Annotated in this window: 16 protein-coding genes and 1 other RNA gene; 8 read left to right on the top strand and 9 right to left on the bottom strand. The window is 62.0% G+C overall.

Translation table 11 applies throughout. From position 1 onward, the window contains the following. The first annotated feature begins 38 nt into the window (after nucleotides 1-38). Nucleotides 39-399: a transfer-messenger RNA gene (ssrA, locus tag FB597_RS11360) on the top strand. A 356-nt stretch (nucleotides 400-755) separates the two neighbouring features. On the opposite strand, the gene FB597_RS11355 is transcribed toward ssrA, so the two are convergent. The 4 genes from FB597_RS11355 to FB597_RS11340 all read right to left on the bottom strand — a co-directional run bounded on the left by FB597_RS11355 (nucleotide 756) and on the right by FB597_RS11340 (nucleotide 3,141). Continuing rightward, nucleotides 756-1,157, bottom strand: coding sequence for a DoxX family protein (locus tag FB597_RS11355; protein WP_370454687.1), 402 nt, complete (start codon nucleotides 1,155-1,157; stop codon nucleotides 756-758). 86 nt (nucleotides 1,158-1,243) lie between these two features. Further along, a complete protein-coding gene (locus FB597_RS11350; RefSeq protein ID WP_255517152.1) occupies nucleotides 1,244-1,993 on the bottom strand; it encodes a DNA-binding domain-containing protein in 750 nt (249 codons plus the stop codon). After that, the gene (locus tag FB597_RS11345; protein ID WP_144769576.1) at nucleotides 1,990-2,847 is read right to left on the bottom strand and encodes a DUF692 domain-containing protein; all 858 of its coding nucleotides are present in this window, start codon (nucleotides 2,845-2,847) and stop codon (nucleotides 1,990-1,992) included. The genes FB597_RS11350 and FB597_RS11345 overlap by 4 nt, the downstream gene beginning before the upstream one ends. A 15-nt stretch (nucleotides 2,848-2,862) precedes the next feature. Continuing rightward, complete coding sequence (locus FB597_RS11340) at nucleotides 2,863-3,141, bottom strand: DUF2282 domain-containing protein (protein ID WP_141912188.1); 279 nt, start codon at nucleotides 3,139-3,141, stop codon at nucleotides 2,863-2,865. Between the two features lie 235 nt (nucleotides 3,142-3,376). Here FB597_RS11340 and FB597_RS11335 point away from each other — a divergent pair, with 235 nt between their 5' ends. From FB597_RS11335 to FB597_RS11310, 6 genes are all read left to right on the top strand, one after another. Continuing rightward, nucleotides 3,377-4,018: a DUF1109 domain-containing protein gene (locus FB597_RS11335; protein ID WP_144769690.1), complete on the top strand. Its 642-nt coding sequence runs from the start codon at nucleotides 3,377-3,379 to the stop codon at nucleotides 4,016-4,018. A gap of 84 nt (nucleotides 4,019-4,102) precedes the next feature. Then, on the top strand, nucleotides 4,103-4,675 hold the full coding sequence (locus FB597_RS11330; protein WP_144769689.1) for a sigma-70 family RNA polymerase sigma factor: 573 nt from the start codon (nucleotides 4,103-4,105) through the stop codon (nucleotides 4,673-4,675). 3 nt (nucleotides 4,676-4,678) lie between these two features. Then, entirely contained in the window at nucleotides 4,679-5,320 is a 642-nt protein-coding gene (locus FB597_RS11325; protein ID WP_141912186.1) for a DUF1109 domain-containing protein, read from the top strand. 152 nt (nucleotides 5,321-5,472) lie between these two features. Continuing rightward, complete coding sequence (gene argA / locus FB597_RS11320) at nucleotides 5,473-6,786, top strand: amino-acid N-acetyltransferase (RefSeq protein ID WP_141912183.1); 1,314 nt, start codon at nucleotides 5,473-5,475, stop codon at nucleotides 6,784-6,786. Nucleotides 6,787-6,875: 89 nt separating this feature from the next. Continuing rightward, the gene (locus tag FB597_RS11315; RefSeq protein ID WP_141912179.1) at nucleotides 6,876-7,148 is read left to right on the top strand and encodes an oxidative damage protection protein; all 273 of its coding nucleotides are present in this window, start codon (nucleotides 6,876-6,878) and stop codon (nucleotides 7,146-7,148) included. A 190-nt stretch (nucleotides 7,149-7,338) separates the two neighbouring features. Beyond that, nucleotides 7,339-10,095, top strand: a complete 2,757-nt coding sequence (locus tag FB597_RS11310) for a pitrilysin family protein (protein ID WP_144769575.1) — start codon at nucleotides 7,339-7,341, stop codon at nucleotides 10,093-10,095. An 82-nt stretch (nucleotides 10,096-10,177) separates the two neighbouring features. Here FB597_RS11310 and rpiA read toward each other — a convergent pair whose 3' ends face one another. From rpiA to FB597_RS11295, 3 genes are all read right to left on the bottom strand, one after another. After that, a complete protein-coding gene (gene rpiA, locus FB597_RS11305; protein WP_144769574.1) occupies nucleotides 10,178-10,849 on the bottom strand; it encodes a ribose-5-phosphate isomerase RpiA in 672 nt (223 codons plus the stop codon). 39 nt (nucleotides 10,850-10,888) lie between these two features. After that, entirely contained in the window at nucleotides 10,889-12,652 is a 1,764-nt protein-coding gene (locus FB597_RS11300; protein WP_144769573.1) for a cation:proton antiporter, read from the bottom strand. Between the two features lie 564 nt (nucleotides 12,653-13,216). After that, entirely contained in the window at nucleotides 13,217-13,729 is a 513-nt protein-coding gene (locus tag FB597_RS11295; protein ID WP_141912163.1) for an Lrp/AsnC family transcriptional regulator, read from the bottom strand. A 204-nt stretch (nucleotides 13,730-13,933) separates the two neighbouring features. Here FB597_RS11295 and FB597_RS11290 point away from each other — a divergent pair, with 204 nt between their 5' ends. Next, nucleotides 13,934-15,076: a branched-chain amino acid ABC transporter substrate-binding protein gene (locus tag FB597_RS11290; protein WP_141912160.1), complete on the top strand. Its 1,143-nt coding sequence runs from the start codon at nucleotides 13,934-13,936 to the stop codon at nucleotides 15,074-15,076. 189 nt (nucleotides 15,077-15,265) lie between these two features. Here the strand turns inward: FB597_RS11290 and FB597_RS11285 are convergent, their stop codons facing one another. Together FB597_RS11285 and FB597_RS11280 are read right to left on the bottom strand one after the other, a co-directional pair. After that, a complete protein-coding gene (locus FB597_RS11285) occupies nucleotides 15,266-15,592 on the bottom strand; it encodes a plasmid stabilization protein (RefSeq protein WP_144769572.1) in 327 nt (108 codons plus the stop codon). A 413-nt stretch (nucleotides 15,593-16,005) separates the two neighbouring features. Further along, complete coding sequence (locus tag FB597_RS11280; RefSeq protein WP_183405761.1) at nucleotides 16,006-18,984, bottom strand: NEL-type E3 ubiquitin ligase domain-containing protein; 2,979 nt, start codon at nucleotides 18,982-18,984, stop codon at nucleotides 16,006-16,008. Nucleotides 18,985-19,391 lie beyond the last annotated feature (407 nt).

Below are 19,391 nucleotides of genomic sequence, written 5' to 3'. Positions count from 1 at the left end.
CCCTACAGTAGGTTATAATTCCCTTTCTGCGTTTCTGCGGGGGCGACTTGGTTTCGACGTGGGTTGCAAAGCAGCGCGGGGCATACCGAGGCCTGATTACCTCGTAAATACAGTCAGAACGTAAATAACTGCTAACGATAACTCGTACGCACTGGCCGCTTAATCGCGGTTAGCTCCACACCATCTCGTCTCTGGGGTGGGCTGGCAACAGCAGTGGAGTCATTTACAGAGAATCGCCTCGGAACGGGTCACTTGAACCGGGGTTAAATCCAAGGTGACTAGCCTTGCCGCAGCGTGTGCGTCCGCGGCGGCCGGGTTAAATCAAATGACAGCACTAAGTATGTAGAACCGTCTGTAGAGTGCTTGCGGACGCGGGTTCGATTCCCGCCGCCTCCACCAACAAAAGGAAATGGCCCCGATGGGGCCATTTCCTTTTGTTTTTGATGCTCCGGGAACCGCATCCGCGTCCGGCACGGACGCGGGGCGAGCCGAGGGTTGCGCGACGCATGCGTCGCGCCCGGCGAGCGGATTGCGCTTGCAAGCGCAATCCCGGGAGATTCCCGCCACCCTGGCCCCATCGGGGCCATTTCCTTTTGTTTTTGATGCTCCGGGAACCGAATCCGCATCCGGCACGGACGCGGGGCGAGCCGGGGGTTGCGCGACGCACGCGTCGCGCCCGGCGAGCGGATTGCGCTTGCAAGCGCAATCCCGGGAGATTCCCATCAAGCCCATTCCGGAGAACCGCGCAAACCAAGTCAGCGGATACCGAAACGGCGGTCCAACGACCACGCGCCGCCGCCGCGCGCCACCAGCAACAGCAGCAGGCCGGCCCATGACAGGTGCGTGGGCCATGCGTCCGGGTAGACGAATATCTCGATCACGGCCGTCATCCCGAGCAGCGCCAGTGCGGCGCCGCGCGTGAACAGGCCCAGCACCAGCAGCAGCGGGAACAGGTGTTCGGCATAGGCAGCCAGGTGGGCGGCGATGTCGGGCGGGACCAGCGGCAGGCGATATTCCTCCTGGAACAGCACGTAAGTGCCGTCCTTGATCGTCAGGAAACCGCTGACCTTGGTGCGACCGGACAAAAAGAAGATCGCTGCCATCGCCACGCGCGCCACCAGCGCCAGCAGCGAATCGCCGATCAGGCGTTCGGCCATGCCGGCGCCGCGCGACCAGAGGGAATTCCGGCAATGCTCCGTCTCGCCGGTACGGGTCAAGGTAGTGTTGTTCATGTCGCTCTCCATCAATGAAAAGAAGTGAAGGCACCGGCCTGCACCAGCTCGCCCAGCATGACGGCCACGTCCAGGCCGGGCTCGGCAGCCTGCGCCAATCCTGCCGCTGCGGCCACACCCATGCCGGCCCGGCAGGCATCCAGGAAACGGCAGGCGCCAAGGCCGATCGGCTGCCACTGCACCTGGCCTTCCGGCCGCGTCAGCAGCGCGCCTTCGCCGTGCCATTCGAGTCCGGATAGCGGTCCGGCGCCGGGATCGCGGTTGGCATTCCAGATCGAATAGCCCGGATACGCCGGCTCCCAGTGCCAGCGCGTCGCTGCCTGCGGCGCCAGTTGCACATCGCGCCCGGACGCCAGCACTGCATGCAAGCCGGCGGTATCGAGCGGCGCATCGTCCGCCGCCAGGTGCGACTCGCTCCAGTAGCGGTCGAGTCTCGCCACGCCCGGCAAGTAAGGCAATTCGCGTACCGCATCGACACTGTCGAGAAAATCCGGGAAGCCGTCGCCATAAGCGATCAGGCAGGCGTCGTCGGGCATGTGCCGGCGCGCATAGGCCAGCGCCGCGCCCTGGAACCACTGTTCGCCGACCAGCCGCCGTACCGCCGGGTAATTGGCAGACAAGGCATCGACGCAACCCTTGAAAATCGTGTTGCGGTAAACCGCGAAGGCAGGCTGCGCCAACAGCGAAGCCACCAGCGGATGGCCGCTTTCGCCATGCCATACGGCATGCAGGAATTGGCTGAAATAATCATGACGGCTCACGATGCGCACGCCTCCTGCAGCTGCCGGCTGGCGGCGAGGATTTCCTGCGCGGTGTCGCGCTCGGCCAGCAGTTCATCGAAAGCCGGCACGTTGCCGTCGCGTTCGATCAGCGTCGGCCTCGGACCGATGCGCGCCACCAGGGCGCGATACAACGCCCACACGGATGGCGCCACCGCGGCGTCATGCGAATCGACCAGCAGGCCGGGCAGGTTGCTGTCGCTGCTGTGGCCGGCGAGGTGGATTTCTTCGATGGCATCGACCGGCAATTGCGCCAGGTAAGCAGCCGCATCGATGCCCAGGTTGGCCGCGCTGACGTGCACGTTGTTGACGTCCACCAGCAGGCCGCAGCCGGTGCGGCGCACCAGCTCGCCCAGGAACTCCGGCTCGCTCCATTCGTGGCAATCCATATGCAAATAGTGGGACGGATTCTCCAGCGCGATGCGGCGCTTGAGTACATCTTGCGTGCGTGCAATGTTGGCCGCCAGGCGCGCCAGCGTTGCGCCGGTGCGCGGCACCGGCAGGAGATCGGGGAAATAGCGGCCATCGGCCCGCGACCAGGCCAGGTGCTCGGACACCAGCACCGGCTCGATGCGGGCGATCAGCCTGGCCAGCCGCCGCAGGTGAGCGGCGTCCGGCGCATCCGGCCCTGCAAGAGAAAGCGACACCCCGTGCAGCGCGATGGGATGGCGGCCGCGCACGGCGTCCAGCCAGGCCAGCCTCGGGCCGCCATCCATCATGTAGTTCTCCGGATGGACCTCGAACCATAAACCCGGCGCCGTACAGGACAGCGCCGCATCGAAATGCTGGGGCTTGAGGCCGAGTCCGGCGCCTGCCGGCGCGGAGGTCGCTTCCATTTTTACGGCTCCGGATCAGAACGGCTTCAACGAACCCATGCCGTGCGGGGTCTTGATCGAGGTGCAGGTGCCGGCGGGCACGTTCTTCCAGGCGTTGCCCTGGTAATCCATCTTGGCGGTGCCGGCGCAGGTGGTGCCTTCGCCTGCCTTGCAATCGTTCTGGCCGGCCATCGAGACGCCATAACATTTTTCGACTGCGGTCTTGGCGGCAGGCGGCTGGTTTTGCGCCATGGCGACGCCGGAGGCCAGGGTAGCGAGAGTGAAGGCGGCGGTAGCGAGGGTACGGGTATGCATGGTGTGACTCCTTATGGGGTTGAAAGTGGATACGACCGGCGGCGCCATCATTGCCGCGCCGTGACTGCCGATCTGTACGTTATTTCGCCGCCCCATGCGCTGCGGTTACAGCGTACGGCGCAAATTCCGGATAAATATTTTTTGCGCGCCCTGTAACCGAACCGGCCCGGCCAACGAATAGGTAGGAAAGCGGCGCCCAGTGCGCCGATGGCGAAAAGGAAATCGGATGAAGACAATGGAGTTGGTCAACATGCTGGCCGCCGGCACCGCTGGCAGCAGCAGCCTGCCCGGCGGCGTGGGCGCCCGCATGGCGGTGGCGCTTGCGGCGGGCCTGGGCGGCTCCGCGCTATTGCTGGCCATCATCTACGGCGTGCGCAGCGACATGCCGGAACTGCTGTTACAGCCGCTGTTCTGGCTCAAGGTATCGTTCCCGCTGGCGGTATTGCTGGCGGCGCAGGCGGCGGCCTCGCGGCTGGCCCGTCCCGGCGTGCGCATCGGCATTGGCCCTGCCGCCGCCCTGATGCTGCCGCCGGCAGTGCTATGGCTGGCTGGCGCCGGCTGGCTGGCGCTGGCGCCGAACTCGCAACGCCTGGCATTGCTGCTGGGCTCGACCTGGGAAGTCTGCTCGCTCAACATCGCCCTGCTGTCGCTGCCGACGCTGGCCGCCATGTTCTGGTTCATGCGCGGCCTGGCCCCGACCCAGCTCGCGGCCGCCGGCGCCGTCGCCGGCCTGGTGGCCGGCGCCCAGGGCGTGCTAGTCTATTCGCTCTACTGCGTGGAAATGGCGCCGCCATTCTGGGGCGTCTGGTATGTATTGGGAATGCTGGCGCCGACGCTGCTGGGCGCGTTGGCCGGCCCCATACTCCTGCGCTGGTGAACCTGCGGCATGCCCATGACAAAAAGCCAACCGTTCTTTGCCCATGAATTGCCCTCCTTCGAGGACAACGCGGCCGGCCGCGCCATGAAACCCCTGGCCGGCAAGGAACCTGCCTATCCGGCCGAGGAACGTCTCCGGACCTTGCTCCTGGCCGGGCTGGAGGGCAACGCGGACGCCTACCGCAACTTCCTGTCGGAACTGAGCGGCCGCCTGCGCGCCTTCCTGCGCAAGCGGCTGCAACACATGCAGGACGAAGTCGAGGACATTGTCCAGGAAACCCTGCTGGCAGTGCACAACGCGCGCCACACCTACCGCGCCGACCAACCGCTCACGGCCTGGGTGCACGCCATCGCGCGCTACAAGCTGATGGATTTCCTGCGCGCCCGTTCGCGCCGCGAAGCCCTCAATGATCCGCTGGACGACGAGCATGAGTTGTTCGCCGCCTGCGACGAGGAACCCGCGCAAGCGCGGCGCGACGTCGGCTCGCTCCTGGAGCTGTTGCCCGACAAGCAGCGCTTGCCGATCGTACACGTCAAGCTGGAAGGCTTGTCGGTGGCGGAAACCGCGCAATTGACCGGCATGACGGAGTCAGCGGTCAAGGTGGGAATCCATCGCGGCCTCAAAGCGCTGGCGGCGAAAATTAGAGAGAAAATGTGAATCATGAAAACCGATGACCTGATATCGATGATGGCCGCCGGCGTCGCCCCGGTCGACCGCGGCTTGCCGGCGCGCCGCATGGCGCAGGCGCTGGCCCTGGGCATGGCAGCCTGCGTGGCGTTGATGCTCCTGCTGTTCGGCCCGCGCCCGGATTTGACAGCCATGCTGTCGACACCGCTGTTCTGGATCAAGCTGGCCTTTCCCACCGCGCTGGCGGCAGGTTCGTTGCTGGTGCTGCGTCGGCTGCTGCGCCCCGGCCTGCGGGTGGGCTTGCGCTGGAGCGGCATCGCCGCACCGAGCGCAGCTCTCTGGGTTGCCGGCGCACTGGTGCTGCTGTCCGCCCCGGCGGCCGAACGTATGGCGCTGCTGATGGGATCCACCTGGCGCACCTGCCCTTTCAACATCGCGCTGCTGTCGCTGCCGCTGTTCGCCGCCATCGTCTGGGCGGTGCGCGCCATGGCGCCGACGCGGCTGCGCTTGGCCGGCGCCATCGCCGGACTGCTGGCCGGCGCCACTGCCACCATGGTGTATTGCCTGCATTGTCCGGAAATGGGCGTGCCGTTCTGGGGACTGTGGTATTTCCTCGGCATGCTGATCCCTGCGATGGCGGGCTTTTTATTCGGCCCTCGCCTGCTGCGCTGGTAAATCCCTTGGAGACTTCTGTTCCAGGCCGGCAATAGGGTAATGGGATTTATTCTCAAACGTCTGGAATCCATCCGACTTTCCTGCGATACGACGTGCGCCGGCCGCAACATCGCAACCGGCAGTCCGCGCCTGCGCTGGTTATAATGCGCGTCATGGAAAATCAGACCGAATTCGTCAACTGGCTGCGCTCCGTCGCGCCCTATGTTCACGCCTTCCGCGGCAAGACCTTCGTGGTCGCCTTTCCGGGCGAACTGGTCACGGCCGGCGGCCTGCAAGTGCTGGCCCAGGACCTGTCGCTGTTGCATGCGCTGGGCATCCGCATCGTGGTGGTGCATGGGTCGCGCCCGCAGGTAGCCGAACAGTTGGCCTTGCGCAACGTCGAGGCGCACTTCCACAATGGCTTGCGCGTCACCGACAGCGCGGCCCTGGAATGCGCCAAGGAAGCCGCCGGCGAACTGCGCCTGGATATCGAGGCCGCCTTCAGCCAGGGCTTGCCCAATACGCCGATGGCGCATTCGGCCATCCGCGTCATTTCAGGCAACTTCGTGACCGCGCGCCCGATGGGCGTGATCGACGGCGTCGACCTGCAGCTGACCGGCGTGGTGCGCAAGATCGCCGCCGACGTGATCCAGCCGATCATGAACGCGGGCGGCATCGTGCTGCTCTCGCCGCTGGGTTTCTCGCCTACCGGCGAAGCCTTCAACCTGACCATGGAAGACGTGGCGGTATCGGCCGCCATCGCGCTGCGCGCCGAGAAGCTGATCTTCCTGTCTGAAACACCGCTGATGAAGGATGCCGGCGACGCCGATATCCGCGAACTGTCCTCGCACCAGGCCGAGGCCGTGCTGTCGGCGGGCTTCCTGCCGGCCGACGCCGCCTTCTACCTGGGCAGCGTGGTCAAGGCCTGCAATGCCGGCGTATCGCGCGCGCATATCGTGCCTTTCGCCACCGACGGCTCGGTGCTGCTGGAGCTGTTCACCCACGACGGCATCGGCACCATGGTCACCTACGAGAACCTGGAAAGCCTGCGCCAGGCTACCATCGAGGATGTGGGCGGCATCCTGAAGCTGATCGAACCGCTGGAGGCCGACGGCACCCTGGTCAAGCGCGGCCGCGAGCTGATCGAGCGCGAGATCCATTACTTCTCGGTGATCGAGCACGACAGCGTGATCTTCGGCTGCGCCGCGCTCTACCCTTTCCCCAAGGAACGGATGGGCGAGATGGCCTGCCTCACCGTCAATCCCGAAGTGCAAGGCCAGGGCGACGGCGACCGTATCCTGAAACACATCGAAACGCGCGCGCGCGAAGCCGGACTGACCAAGCTGTTCGTACTCACCACCCGCACCTCGCACTGGTTCTTGAAGCGCGGCTTCGTGCTTTCCGGCGTCAGCGACCTGCCGCAGGACCGCCAGCAGATCTACAACTGGCAGCGCAAGTCGCAGGTGCTGATCAAGAACCTGTATTGAATTTTTCCGGGAGCGGGCAGGCTCGACGCACAACAGATCGCAGAGCCGCCGCCTCCGGCGCAACAACCCTAACCGAACAAGGAATCGACATGGCACGCATGGTCCACTGCATCAAACTGAACAAGGAAGCCGAAGGTCTGGACTTCCCGCCGTACCCGGGCGAACTGGGCAAGCGCATCTATGAAAACGTCTCCAAGGAAGCCTGGGCCGCCTGGCTCAAGCACCAGACCATGCTGGTCAACGAAAACCGCCTGATGCTGGCCGATGCCCGCGCGCGCAAGTACCTGGCGGTGCAAATGGAAAAGCATTTCTTCGGCGAAGGCGCCGATGCCGCACAGGGGTATGTGCCGCCGAGCGAGTAAGCGCTGCCTTCTTCCGAACAAACGCCGTCGCGGGTCTGCCTGCTGCGGCGTTTTTTATCGCCCGCGGATTTCCCTGGAATCCGTGTGCGATCTTTTACAATGGCTGCCTGGCCGCCATCTTTGGCGCCATCTTTGTCGCCATTTCCCCCATACATCGCAGGAGAAGAATTTGCCCTTCCGTGCATCACGCATGTTCATTGCCGCCCTCAGCCTCGCTACTGTGCTGTCGGGCCTGTCCATCCCGCCTTCTTATGCTGCCGACACTACTGTATCCGCCTCGCCGGCGGCGCCGTTGCCGCCCGGCGTGGTACAAGGCCCATCGGCCGAGGGCATCACCGAATACCGCTTCGCCAACGGCTTCAAGCTGCTGATGTTCCCTGACGACTCCAAGCCTACCGTTACGGTCAACATCACCTACCTGGTCGGCTCGCGCCACGAAAACTATGGCGAAACCGGCATGGCCCACCTGCTGGAGCACCTGATGTTCAAGGGATCGCCGAATTACCCGGCAATCCCGCAGGAGTTCAGCAAGCGCGGCATGAACTTCAACGGCACCACCTGGCTGGACCGCACCAATTACTACGAGACCTTCCAGGCCAGCGACGACAACCTGCGCTGGGCCATCGCCATGGAAGCCGATCGCATGCTGCATTCGAACATCGCCAGGAAGGATCTCGACACCGAGATGACGGTGGTGCGCAACGAGTTCGAAAGCGGCGAGAATTCGCCCACCAGCGTGATGTTGAAACGCATGCAAAGCGTGGCCTACGACTGGCACAGCTATGGCCGCTCGACGATCGGCAACCGCAGCGATATCGAGAACGTGAAGATCGAAAACCTGCAAGCGTTCTACCGCACCTATTACCAGCCCGACAACGCCGTGCTGCTGGTGGCGGGCAAGTTCGAGCCGGCCAAGGTGCTGCAATGGGTCAACCAGAGTTTCGGGCGCATGCCCAAACCCAAGCGCACGCTGCCGCCCTTCTGGACGGTGGAGCCGACGCAGGATGGAGAACGCCAGTTCACCATCCGCCGCAAGGGCGATATCCAGCTGGTGGCGGTGGCTTACAAGATGCCCTCCAGCCTGCATCCGGACGCCAACGCCCTGGCCTTCGCCGGCGCCATCCTGGCCGATACGCCCAACGGCCGCCTGCACAAGTCGCTGGTCGAAACCGGCAAGGCCAGCGCGGTCTACCACATGCAGTTGAACGGCGTGGCGCCGGGGCTGCAGATCATCGCTGCGATGGTCAAGGCCGGTGCGGATATCGCGCCGGTCAAGCAGGAACTGATCGCCGCCATCGAATCCTTCGCCGCCACCCCGCCGACTGCCGAGGAGATGGAACGCCTGCGCCGCGAAAGCGCCAATGCATTCGAAAAACTGCAGAACAATCCGCAACAGCTGGCGGTGACCATGTCCGGCGCCATCGCCTTGGGCGACTGGCGGCTGCTGTTCGCCGACCGCGACAGCGAGCAACGGGTCAGCCCGGCCGATGTCGCCGCCGCGGCCGCCAGATACTTCCGTCGCGACAACCGCACCGTCGGCCTGTACCTGCCGGAAGACAAGCCGGAACGCACCGACGTGCCGGCCGCGCCCCCGGTCGAGTCGCTGCTGGCGCAGTACCAGCCGCGTCCGCCGGTGGCAGCGGGCGAAACCTTCGACCCGGCGCCCGGCAACATCGAACGGCGCACCACGCTGGTAACATCCGGCAGTGCGCCGCACACCGCGCTGAAGCTGGCCTTGCTGCCGAAGAAGTCGCGCGGGGCCACGGTCTCGGTGCGACTGAACCTGGAGTTCGGCGACGAAAAGACCCTGTTCGGCAAGAAAGCCGTGGCCCAACTGGCAGCGGCCATGCTCATGCGCGGCAACCAGCAGTTCAATCGCCAGCAACTGGCTGACGAATTCAGCCGCCTGAAAATCAGCGGCAGTGTCTACAACTTCCAGACCACGCGCGAGAACCTGGCGCCGGCCCTCAGGCTGGTGGCCGATGTGTTGCGCCATCCGCGCTTCGACGCCGCTGAATTCACCCAGTTGAAAAACGAAACCCTGGTCTCGCTGGAAGCCTCGCGCAATGAACCCGAAGCGCGCGCGGCCGAGGCAGTGGCGGGGCACTTTAACCACTACCCGGCGGGAGACTGGCGCGCCGCGCAAACGCTGGATGAACGCATCGCCGCCATCCAGGCCGTGACGCTGGAACAGGTCAAGGATTTCCATCGCGACTTCTATGGCGCCTCCAACGGCGAGCTGGCGGTAGTCGGCGACTTCGACCCGGCCATGGCGCGCCAGGCCATCGACGAAGGCTTCGGCGGCTGGCACAGCGCTGCGCCCTATGCGCGCGTGCTGCCGACCTGGGCTGACATTGCCGCCACGCGCCAGGCGGTCAACACGCCCGACAAGGAAAACGGCGTGTATTACGCGCGCCAGAACCTGCGCCTGCTCGACAGCGATCCGGACTATCCGGCGCTGGTCGTGGCCAACTATCTGCTGGGCGGCGCCAGCCTGAAGTCGCGCCTGGCCGACCGCGTGCGGCAGCAGGACGGCCTGTCCTACGGCATCGGTTCCGGCCTGAACGTGGGCGCCGTCAGCGACGCCGGCAATTTCGTGGTGCGCGCCATCGCCGCGCCGCAGAACCTGGACAAGGTGGATGCGGCGGTGCGCGAAGAGATCGCGCGCGCGGTCGCACAGGGCTTTACCCAGGACGAGCTGCTGCGCGCCAAGTCCGGCATCCTGCAGCAACGCAACCAGCAGCGCGCGCAGGATGGCGGCATCGCCAGCGGCTGGACTTCATTGCTGAACCTGGGGCGTACCTACCTCTGGCAGCAGCAGATGGACGAGAAGATCGCCGGCCTGACGCTGGAACAGGTCAACGCGGCGGCGCGCAAGTACTTCGATCCGGCCAAGATGAGCGTGGTGGTGGCACGCGACGAAGCCAAGGCGGCGTCATCCCAATAAGCCCCCTCTCCTTCCCAACGAAAAAGGCCGTGTCCATTGAGGACACGGCCTTTTTCAATTCCGGTGGCGACAAGGAAGTACGTCAGAACTCCAGCTTCTTCACGCCTTCCGGCGTCCCCAGCAGACAGACATTGGCGCCCTGGCGCGCGAACAGGCCGTTGGTGACCACGCCGACGATATTGTTGATCTTGTCTTCGATATCGGCCGGTTCGGTGATGGACAAGCCGACCACGTCGATGATGTAGCAACCGTTGTCGGTCACCACCGGCTTGCCGTCCTTGACGCGCAGGCGCGGCTCGCCGCCCAGCGCGCCCAGCTTGCGGGCGACCACCGCCTGCGACATCGGGATCACCTCCACCGGCAGCGGGAACTTGCCCAGCACCTCCACCAGCTTGGAACCGTCGGCGATGCACACGAACTTCTGCGCCACCGAGGCGACGATCTTCTCGCGCGTCAAGGCCGCGCCGCCGCCCTTGATCATGGCGCCAGCGGCGTTGATCTCGTCGGCGCCGTCGATGTAGACCGGCATGGTGTCGACGTCGTTGAGGTCGAACACCTTGATGCCATGCGAGCGCAGGCGTTCGGCCGTGGCTTCCGACGAGGCCACGGCGCCCTTGATGCGGTCTTTGATCTTGCCCAGCTCATCGATGAAGAAATTGGCCGTGGAGCCGGTGCCCACGCCGATGATCTCGCCATCGACCACATATTCGATCGCGGCCTTGGCGACCGCTTGTTTCAGTTCATCTTGCGTCATGATTTTTCAGTCAGGTAATAAATACTTTGTATGGCGGCGTCAGTGCACGTCCTCGGGTTGCTCGTCCAACGTCTCGAAGAGGGCGATCTGCAGCCGCGAATGCAGCTTGACCAGCTTGCTCCACAGCAGCCACAACAGCCCCGCCGCCCCCGCCAGCACGAACGCCAGCAGGTTCAGCGGCGGCAGGATGCTGGCCGAGAGCACGAAGATCAGCAACATGATGCCGACAATGGACATGATGGGCAGGATCTCGGAAATGACGCGCCGCACCCCCGAAGTATACGCTCCCGCGAACTCCGGCTTGACGCCGACCTCGGCCAGCAGCATGGACAACGCCTGCAGCTTGCGGTAAGTGGCGATCAGGAACGGCAGCGACACCACCAGCGCGCAGCCCCAGATGATGGCCTTTTGCACGTCGGGATCCGGGGTCCAGTCCGACAGGTACTTGCTCAAGCCGTCGACGAAGAAGGCGCCGGCCAGGAAGAGTGCGATCACCAGCGCCAGATTGACCAGCACCTGCATCAGGATGCGGCGGATGATCTTGGAGAGCTCGGCACGATCGCCCTGCGGCTGCAGGCTTTCCAGCCAGCGCGAATACATGCCCAGCAAATTGGAGACCTTGGACGGCACCAGCGAGACCGCCTTGGCCGACAAGGGATCGGCGGCCTTGATCAGGTACGGCGTCAACAGCGCGGTGACCGCGGAAACCGCCACCACGATCGGGTACAGGAATTCGCTGGTGACCTTCAGGCTCACCCCCAGCGCGGCGATGATGAAGGAAAACTCGCCGATCTGCGCCAGCCCCATGCCCACGCGCATCGGCGTGCGCCCGCTCTGGCCGGCCAGGAAGGTGCCCATGCCGCAACTGAACAGCTTGCCGAACACCACCGCCAGGGTGATGACGGTGATCGGCTGCCAGTACTGGACCAGCACGTTGGGGTCGAACATGAGGCCGATGGCGACGAAGAAGATGGCGGAGAACATGTCGCGGATCGGTTCGACCAGGCGCTCGATGCGGTGCAGCTGGCGCGATTCGGCCATCACCGCGCCGACCAGGAAGGCGCCCAGCGCCACGCTGTACTGCAGCTTCATCACCAGCAGGCAGAAGCCGAACAGGATGCCCAGCATCGCCACCAGCAGCATCTCATTGCTCTTGAAGCGCGAGATGAAGTTGAGCAGGCGCGGCACCGCCAGGATGCCCACCACCAGCGAGACGGTCATGAACAGCACCAGCTTGCCCACGGTGGTGAAGACATCGCCCGAGTTAACCGAGCCGCTGGTGGCGATGCCCGACAGCAAGGCGATCATGCCGATGGCGAGGATGTCTTCCACGATCAGGATGCCGAAGATGATCTGGGCGAATTTCTCGTTCTTCATGCCCAGCTCGTTCAAGGCCTTGACGATGATGGTGGTGGACGATACCGCCAGCATCGCGCCCAGGAAGATGGCGTCCATACGCTTCCAGCCGAAATACAGGCCGATCTCGTAGCCGATCCAGATCATCAGCAGGATCTCGGCGGCGGCGGCGATGAAGGCGGTGGCGCCGACCTTGGCCAGCTTTTTCAGGCTGAACTCCAGCCCCAGCGAGAACAGCAGGAAGATCACCCCGAGCTCGGAGAGGATGTGCACGGTCTTCTCATCCTGGATCAGGTCGTACGGCGGGGTATGCGGGCCGATGATCACGCCTGCCACGATATATCCCAGCACCACGGGCTGCTTCAGTTTGTTGAAAAGCACCGTGACGATGCCGGCGATCAGCATGATGATCGCCATATCCTGGATGAATAGCTCGACTTCGTGCATCGTGCGGGGTTTCCTTTCAGTTTCAGGTAAGGGTTGCCAAATTTGTCGCGGTCCGGACGTGCGCCACTTTGCAGCGGCGCTGCACCATCAGGCGCCGGCGCCCCGCATTTCCGCTTGCTGCATGGGCAACACTCCCTCTGCATCCGGAGCTCGGCTCCTGACGCGGCTTGGGATACGGCTGTTGCGCCGCACAAGGTGGATGATGCTGGATGGTTCGGCTGATGCCGGCGCGGCTGGCGACTGGTTCTGCTGATCTGCGTCCGCTCTTGGTGCGTATGGCCTGAATGACAATGCCGGGCAGAACAGTCGCCCGGCAACGCCATCGGATGCCTCGAAAATAACACAGGAGGCTTGTCGGCCGCAACGGCGCATCGTACCGGGGCAGCCGGCGCGGTGCTCCGGCGCCCGCATCCTCGGCCATACGGCGGCCGTGACGGCCATGGCCGCTCAAATGATGATCACTCCAGCTGGCAAGCAGGCAGTAAAGCCCTGCTCTGCGCAGGCATGAAAACTGCTAAACAAGGTTCGCGCGTATTGGGCCGGGCTACCGGCCACGACGGCGGCTCAGCCCGGTACGCGCACCAGTACTTCGGCCGCCTTTTCATCGAAGGCGATACGCGTCGTGAACTTGGCGCGCTTCATCGGGAAGCGCGACTGGAAATGGCGCACATTGCCGGAGCCGGAAATGACGCGCCGCACGAACTGGTAATAGGCATCCATATCGATGACATGCACCGCCAGGAAATAGTCGTATTCGCCCGAGACGAAGTAGCACTGCATGACCTCGGCCTCCTTGGCCATGCGTTGCTCGAAGTCCTGCATGTGCTGGTCGGACTGGTTATTCAGCGAAATCTCCAGGAAGGCCAGCATGCCGTAGCCCAGGGCGAAAGGGTCGACCATCGCCACCTCGGCGCTGATGATCCCCGCCTCCCGCAGCTCCCGGATACGGCGCAGGCAGGTCGGCTGGGAAATATGCAGTTTCTCGGCCAACACGCGAGTCGAGATCTGATTGTCTTTCTGCAGCATGTTGAGCAGCTTGCGATCAACCTTGTCGAGCGTATGGTGTTTGGCGGGCATGGGCAAATGATATGGAAATTTTTAGGCGAGCCGCTAAAAAAAACTTGGCGAAGCCGAATCTTATGTTGTACCGTCTGCATTATTCAGAAAGTCGGGGACGAAAGCAAAAGCGGGCCGCCCAATCCCCGCAACAAGGATCTGGATAAAGCTTGAGTAGTGAGACAAAACATCAAAAATGGTCAATTCAATCTACAGAGGAATTTTATGAAACTCAAGAGCGCAATTATTCCATTAACCGCAGCTATCGGACTGGCCTTCGCTGGTGCAGCCTATTCCCAGGAAGTCGTCAAGATCGCGCACGTCGGTCCGCTCTCCGGCCCCAACGCCCACATGGGCAAGGACAATGAAAACGGCGCCCGCATGGCCGTGGATGAATTGAACGCCAAGGGTTTCACCATCGGCGGCAAGAAGGTCAAGTTCGAACTGATCGGCGAAGATGACGCCTCCGATCCGAAGCAAGCCACCGCCGTCGCCACCAAGCTGGTCGACCAGAAGGTCGCCGCCGTGATCGGCCACCTGAACTCGGGCACCACCATCCCCGCCTCCAAGATCTACAGCGACGCCGGCATCCCGCAGGTTTCGCCTTCGGCCACCAACCCCAAGTACACGCAACAAGGCTTCAAGACCGCCTTCCGCGTGGTGGCCAACGATGCGCAACTGGGCGCCGCGCTGGGCAAGTATGCCGTACAGAAGCTGGGCACCAAGCAGATCGCCGTGATCGACGACCGCACCGCCTACGGCCAGGGCGTGGCTGAAGAGTTCGCCAAGGGCGCGCAAGCCGCCGGCGGCACCATCGTCGGCAAGCAGTTCACCAACGACAAGGCGACCGACTTCAACGCCATCCTGACCTCGATCAAGTCCAAGAAGCCTGAAGTCGTGTTCTTCGGCGGCATGGACGCGGTCGGCGGCCCGATGCTGCGCCAGATGAAGCAACTGGGCATCACCGCCAAGTTCATGGGCGGCGACGGCATCTGTACCGGCTCCCTGCCGGGTCTGGCCGGTGACGGCCTGGGCGACGACCAGGTGGTCTGCGCTGAAGCCGGCGGCGTCGACGAGGCCGGCAAGAAGGGCATGGACGACTTCCGCGCTGCCTACAAGAAGAAGTTCGGCATCGACGTGGTCTACAACGCCGCCTACGCCTACGACGCCACCATGACCGTGGCTGACGCCATGGCCAAGGCCGGCTCGGCCGATCCGAAGAAATACCTGCCGGAACTGGCCAAGGCCAACCACAAGGGTGTGACCGGCACCATCGCCTTCGACGCCAAGGGCGACATCAAGGACGGTTCGCTGACCCTGTACACCTACAAGGGCGGCCAACGCACCCTGCTGGCGGTGACCAAGTAATCGCCGTACCTTGCCCGCAACCTTTCGGGGAACCGGGCAAGCCGGCCTGATTGCAAGGCTCACAGCAACAATGAGAACGCCCCCGGTATATTGCCGGGGGCGTTTTTTTGCATCGGCATGGTTTCAGTCAACAGGGGCGACACTGCCCAAACCGGGCATCCTCCATCCGTTTTCATGCCGCGGTCGCCATCAGCGCCTCAGCGCCCTCTCCAGTTCCGCCTTGTTCATCGCCGAACGCCCCTTGATATTGGCACGGGCCGCCTCGGCATAAAGTTGGCGGTAAGTGCGGCCGCCAGCCCCCTTGTGCGAGCGCAATCCGCCTCGCCGGGATGGCGCCAGGTCTTGCGTCGACGTCTTGCTGGCTTGCCTGGCCTCGCCATGTTGCGCACGCTCCTTATTGACGGTGCGCGCCGCAATCTCTTCCGCCCGCTCTTCATTTCCCTCGCGTTTCAATACGCCGGACTTGATGTGCTGGTACTGGCGTTCACGTTTATTGCTCCATGTGGTCTGCGGCATGACAATCTCCCTAATCTGCACTCCGATGCTTCATCATAGAAAGCAAGCGATGCCCGGGCCATCCTCCGGCCGCTGATCCTGCTGTCAGAAATGGGGACGCGCCTTGCAGGCGCCGGACTACATGACCAATCCCCCCGCCCGGATCGCCGGAATTCCCCGGTTTTGACGCGCATGCGAGGCCATTCCATGGATTTGCGCCGCCGAATTGGCGATAGATGCAGAGGAAGTATTGGCGAAACCGAAGTTTTTGATAGAATACCGCCCTTGCGCTGATGTAGCTCAGTTGGTAGAGCAACTGATTCGTAATCAAGTTTCGCGCTTCAGCAAAGTCCGGCAACGTCTCAGACAATTACGGAAAACTAAATTTCAATAAAAAAGCCCGCGCAAGCGGGCTTTTTCACATCTGGGGCAAATCATCCGGGGCCATCAGCATTACTCACATCACTTGAACGACTCGTTCCTATAATCCCGTCAAGGAACGCCTCCTCTCCGCGTGCGCCCAACACCCCTCTTGAGATTTGGACGCGGGCCTTTAGTTGATGCTCCTTCATCACCGCGGCCCCTAGTTGAATCCGTGCATCGTTATCCTCCTCGGAAAAACCGCTCTCCGCCAATTTCATATTCACTTCTTGCTCGAAGTTCGGCAGCATATCCGTCAACATCGCATTCTCTCGCTCACGCCAATTGGCGTCGAGCCGGGTCAGCATTGCCTCCCAAGGCGCCCATTCGACGAGGAAGTACTGGGGGAACTCGGCCTGCTCTCGCATTTGAACCTCAGTAACAGCATCATCCAGGTCCTTCTGTCCAACACCCGACACACGGAAGAATTTCATTTTTGCAAGACCGGTGTGCAAGCCCAACCGCTCACGCAATTGGACCCGATAAGCCAAGTAGACTTCAATTTCGTCCACCAACCGCAACGATTGAGCCTTCCTTCGAGAGATCTTCTCCAGTGCATCCACGCGAAATGCGCTACGTCCAAGTTTGGCGAGCGCATCAAGCCTGCCGTCATACGCACCGCCACTGACATCGTGCGCATCAAAGAGATTCGTTAGGCTGTTATAAACCAGCGCAACCCGGTCTTCACAAGATGCGGTCGATCCCTTGGTAATCTCAAAGGTAAGCGCTCGAAGCTTACTATCTCCTGCGACTTTGGATAGCCGCTTGGCAACTGCAGCCTTGCCCTCAGGATTGTCCTTGAAGTTAACGGATTGTCCTAGTCGATCCAAAAACCGTGAAAACGCCTCTGCCCCAGGTTCAGTGCCGAGCTTTCGCCATTCTTCTTCCTGAACCTGGTCACTGCTATTGAACCAGTCCGCAACCGCCTCGTGAAGAGCCCGCGCCTGAAAACCCTCATCGCCGGAGTCCATAGACAAGTCATTGTCCGAGTCCAAGTCCATGGAAAACCTGATTTGAGGGCCGTTGTACCCTGGTGCGGATGTAATCTCCATCATCCGCTGCAGAACCGTCTCCGATATTGAATTGCCTTCAATATTCACCGAGCACTCTGGCGGCAGAGAGAAAACACTTTCCGGCAAGGAAGTTAGTCGGTTGTTTTGAAGGGAAATAAATCGGAGGCTCCCAGGCAACAAGGGCGGCAACAACATCAACTCGCAGTCCCGTACATTAAGCTCGTAGAGGCCCGCAGGCAAGAGCGGCAACGCTGTCAAGTCGCAGTCGTCTACACAAAGCGTGTAGAGGCCCGCAGGCAAGGGCGGCAACGTCGTCAACCTACAGTCCCGTAGACGAAGCGTGTGGAGGCCAGCAGGCAAGGGCGGCAACGTCGTCAACTCGCAGTCCCGTACATTAAGCTCGTAGAGGCCCGCAGGCAAGAGCGGCAACGCTGTCAAGTCGCAGTCGTCTACACAAAGCGTGTAGAGGCCCGCAGGCAAGGGCGGCAACGTCGTCAACCTACAGTCCCGTAGACGAAGCGTGTGGAGGCCAGCAGGCAAGGGCGGCAACGTCGTCAACTCGCCATTCTGTATATCAAGCTTACGGAGACTCACGGGCAAGGGCGGCAACTCAGTTAGCGGGTTGAAATGTATCTTAAGGACCTCAAGGCTCACGGGCAACGGCGGCAACGTCGTCAATTCGCCACCCCGTATATCAAGCTTACTGAGACTCGCGGGCAAGAGCGACAACCCAGTTAGCCGCTCGCAATTTATCTCAAGGAACCCAATGCTCTCGGGCAATGTCGGTAACGTTAGCTGCTCACCATGTATCGTAAGGACCTCGAGGTTTGCGGGCAACGTCGTCAACGCCGTCAACTCATCACCCTTTATATTTATAAAAAGCTTACGGAGACTTGCGGGCAAGAGCGGCAACCCAGTTAGCGGGGTGCAATGTATCTCAAGGTGCTCGAGGTTCGGAGGCAAGGCCGGAAACGCTATGAATTCGCTGACCAGATAATTAAACTCACGGGAGATTGCTAGCATCATGCCAAGCATCCTCGTGCTCGCGGGCAAATCCGGCAACACAGCCAATTGGTTGCCATTTAAGGTACATTCTTTGAGGCTCGCAGGCAAGGTAGGTATTTCAGACAGTTGGTTGCCCACTAGGGCAAATCTGGTGAGTCGCTCAGAAAAGGGCGGCAACGGCCCCAACCTGCAGCCTACCACGTAGAGCTTGGTGCAGTGATCGGGCAGGAGTGGCAGGCTACGCAACTCCATTTTTGAAAAATACAGTTCCCCGTCCCTCATACTTAGAATTTGACCCCTTATTTGCTCACGGATACCTGCTTCGCCCTGCCGCGCGACTTTCTCCCATGCGTATAGGGCATAACGATAAAACTCATCGCAGCCACTGCCAATTTGTTCATGCGGTGCCGTTGAACTCTCGACCAGAGAGTCCAGAAACTTCTTCGTCTTCACTCGAGTACCTAGCATAGCGAGCACTTCACTGGTGAGTTGCACGTGAGCCTGCGAAAACTCGGGCGATTTACCACCGTTCGCATTATCCTGCCAAAGCTCCAGGAGATTTTCGGTCAAAGCCTCGACGTCCATGCCTTCTCTGCATGCACGCATCAAATTCTGCTTGAGGTCCCGACGCACTTCCCCAATATCAGGAACGTACGGTTGAGTGAACTGATGGCGGGTCCAGGCTATGGCTGCCAGTAAGCGGGTGCAGCGTAACTCATGATGAGAAGTGCCTCGCCGCCCCGCATATTCAAGTATCAGTTTTTTAACTCTTGCGAGTGGATGGGGTGGCGTACTTGATGAACTGGCTAGCACGCTCAGTGGAGTATTGGGACCAAAGCCGCCTTGAATTAACCCTGGGTTGTCCCTCACTCTCCGTAGCAAATCAATACTGATGACTGGCTTTCCGTTGGTTCTTTTTACCGGAGGAGACATGAACATCGCATCCGTCGCATTGCCCGCGCTCAGCCCCCTCATTTCAAGAGACTGCTCGCCTTGGTGGGGATCTCTAATGATTGGTCGCGTTTCTGACGACGATGGACATTGCGCTGACATCAAGGGTCGCGCTCCTAGCAGGACATCTCTAACGCTTGGCGGCATTTCCTGCGGTAGCGGACGGCGCACTGACGTCGAGGGCCCAGCAGGCTGCTCCCCAGCGGAAACATCACTCAGATTTCGCCACGTTTCTGGCTGGAATGGCCCTGGCTCCACGCTCTCCATATCAAACGTGATGACCGGGACGGAGTGCGCAGCCTGTACATTCTGCGCAAGGGGCCTCTGCGGAGAGGAAGCTTCCTCTAGCGGCGGCGTTGCCTGATCAGGCGTACGTGCCAGACCTGGATATCGGAGGGTCGAAAAGGGGGGGAGACGCATATTTTCTCCTG

The organism is Herbaspirillum sp. SJZ099 (assembly GCF_007828355.1).
GTDB lineage: Bacteria > Pseudomonadota > Gammaproteobacteria > Burkholderiales > Burkholderiaceae_D > Herbaspirillum.
The sequence above is the reverse complement of the archived record's forward strand: the minus strand, read 5'-3'. Positions and strand labels throughout refer to the sequence as shown.

Excerpts from the sequence above, each read along its gene's own strand:
- FB597_RS11355 (WP_370454687.1), bottom strand. The coding sequence starts at position 1,157 with ATGGCCGAACGCCTGATCGGCGATTCGCTGCTGGCGCTGGTGGCGCGC.
- FB597_RS11345 (WP_144769576.1), bottom strand. The coding sequence starts at position 2,847 with ATGGAAGCGACCTCCGCGCCGGCAGGCGCCGGACTCGGCCTCAAGCCC.
- FB597_RS11340 (WP_141912188.1), bottom strand. The coding sequence starts at position 3,141 with ATGCATACCCGTACCCTCGCTACCGCCGCCTTCACTCTCGCTACCCTG.
- FB597_RS11335 (WP_144769690.1), top strand. The coding sequence starts at position 3,377 with ATGGAGTTGGTCAACATGCTGGCCGCCGGCACCGCTGGCAGCAGCAGC.
- FB597_RS11330 (WP_144769689.1), top strand. The coding sequence starts at position 4,103 with ATGAAACCCCTGGCCGGCAAGGAACCTGCCTATCCGGCCGAGGAACGT.
- FB597_RS11325 (WP_141912186.1), top strand. The coding sequence starts at position 4,679 with ATGAAAACCGATGACCTGATATCGATGATGGCCGCCGGCGTCGCCCCG.
- argA (WP_141912183.1), top strand. The coding sequence starts at position 5,473 with ATGGAAAATCAGACCGAATTCGTCAACTGGCTGCGCTCCGTCGCGCCC.
- FB597_RS11315 (WP_141912179.1), top strand. The coding sequence starts at position 6,876 with ATGGCACGCATGGTCCACTGCATCAAACTGAACAAGGAAGCCGAAGGT.
- FB597_RS11310 (WP_144769575.1), top strand. The coding sequence starts at position 7,339 with ATGTTCATTGCCGCCCTCAGCCTCGCTACTGTGCTGTCGGGCCTGTCC.
- rpiA (WP_144769574.1), bottom strand. The coding sequence starts at position 10,849 with ATGACGCAAGATGAACTGAAACAAGCGGTCGCCAAGGCCGCGATCGAA.
- FB597_RS11300 (WP_144769573.1), bottom strand. The coding sequence starts at position 12,652 with ATGCACGAAGTCGAGCTATTCATCCAGGATATGGCGATCATCATGCTG.
- FB597_RS11295 (WP_141912163.1), bottom strand. The coding sequence starts at position 13,729 with ATGCCCGCCAAACACCATACGCTCGACAAGGTTGATCGCAAGCTGCTC.
- FB597_RS11290 (WP_141912160.1), top strand. The coding sequence starts at position 13,934 with ATGAAACTCAAGAGCGCAATTATTCCATTAACCGCAGCTATCGGACTG.
- FB597_RS11285 (WP_144769572.1), bottom strand. The coding sequence starts at position 15,592 with ATGCCGCAGACCACATGGAGCAATAAACGTGAACGCCAGTACCAGCAC.
- FB597_RS11280 (WP_183405761.1), bottom strand. The coding sequence starts at position 18,984 with ATGAGGGGGCTGAGCGCGGGCAATGCGACGGATGCGATGTTCATGTCT.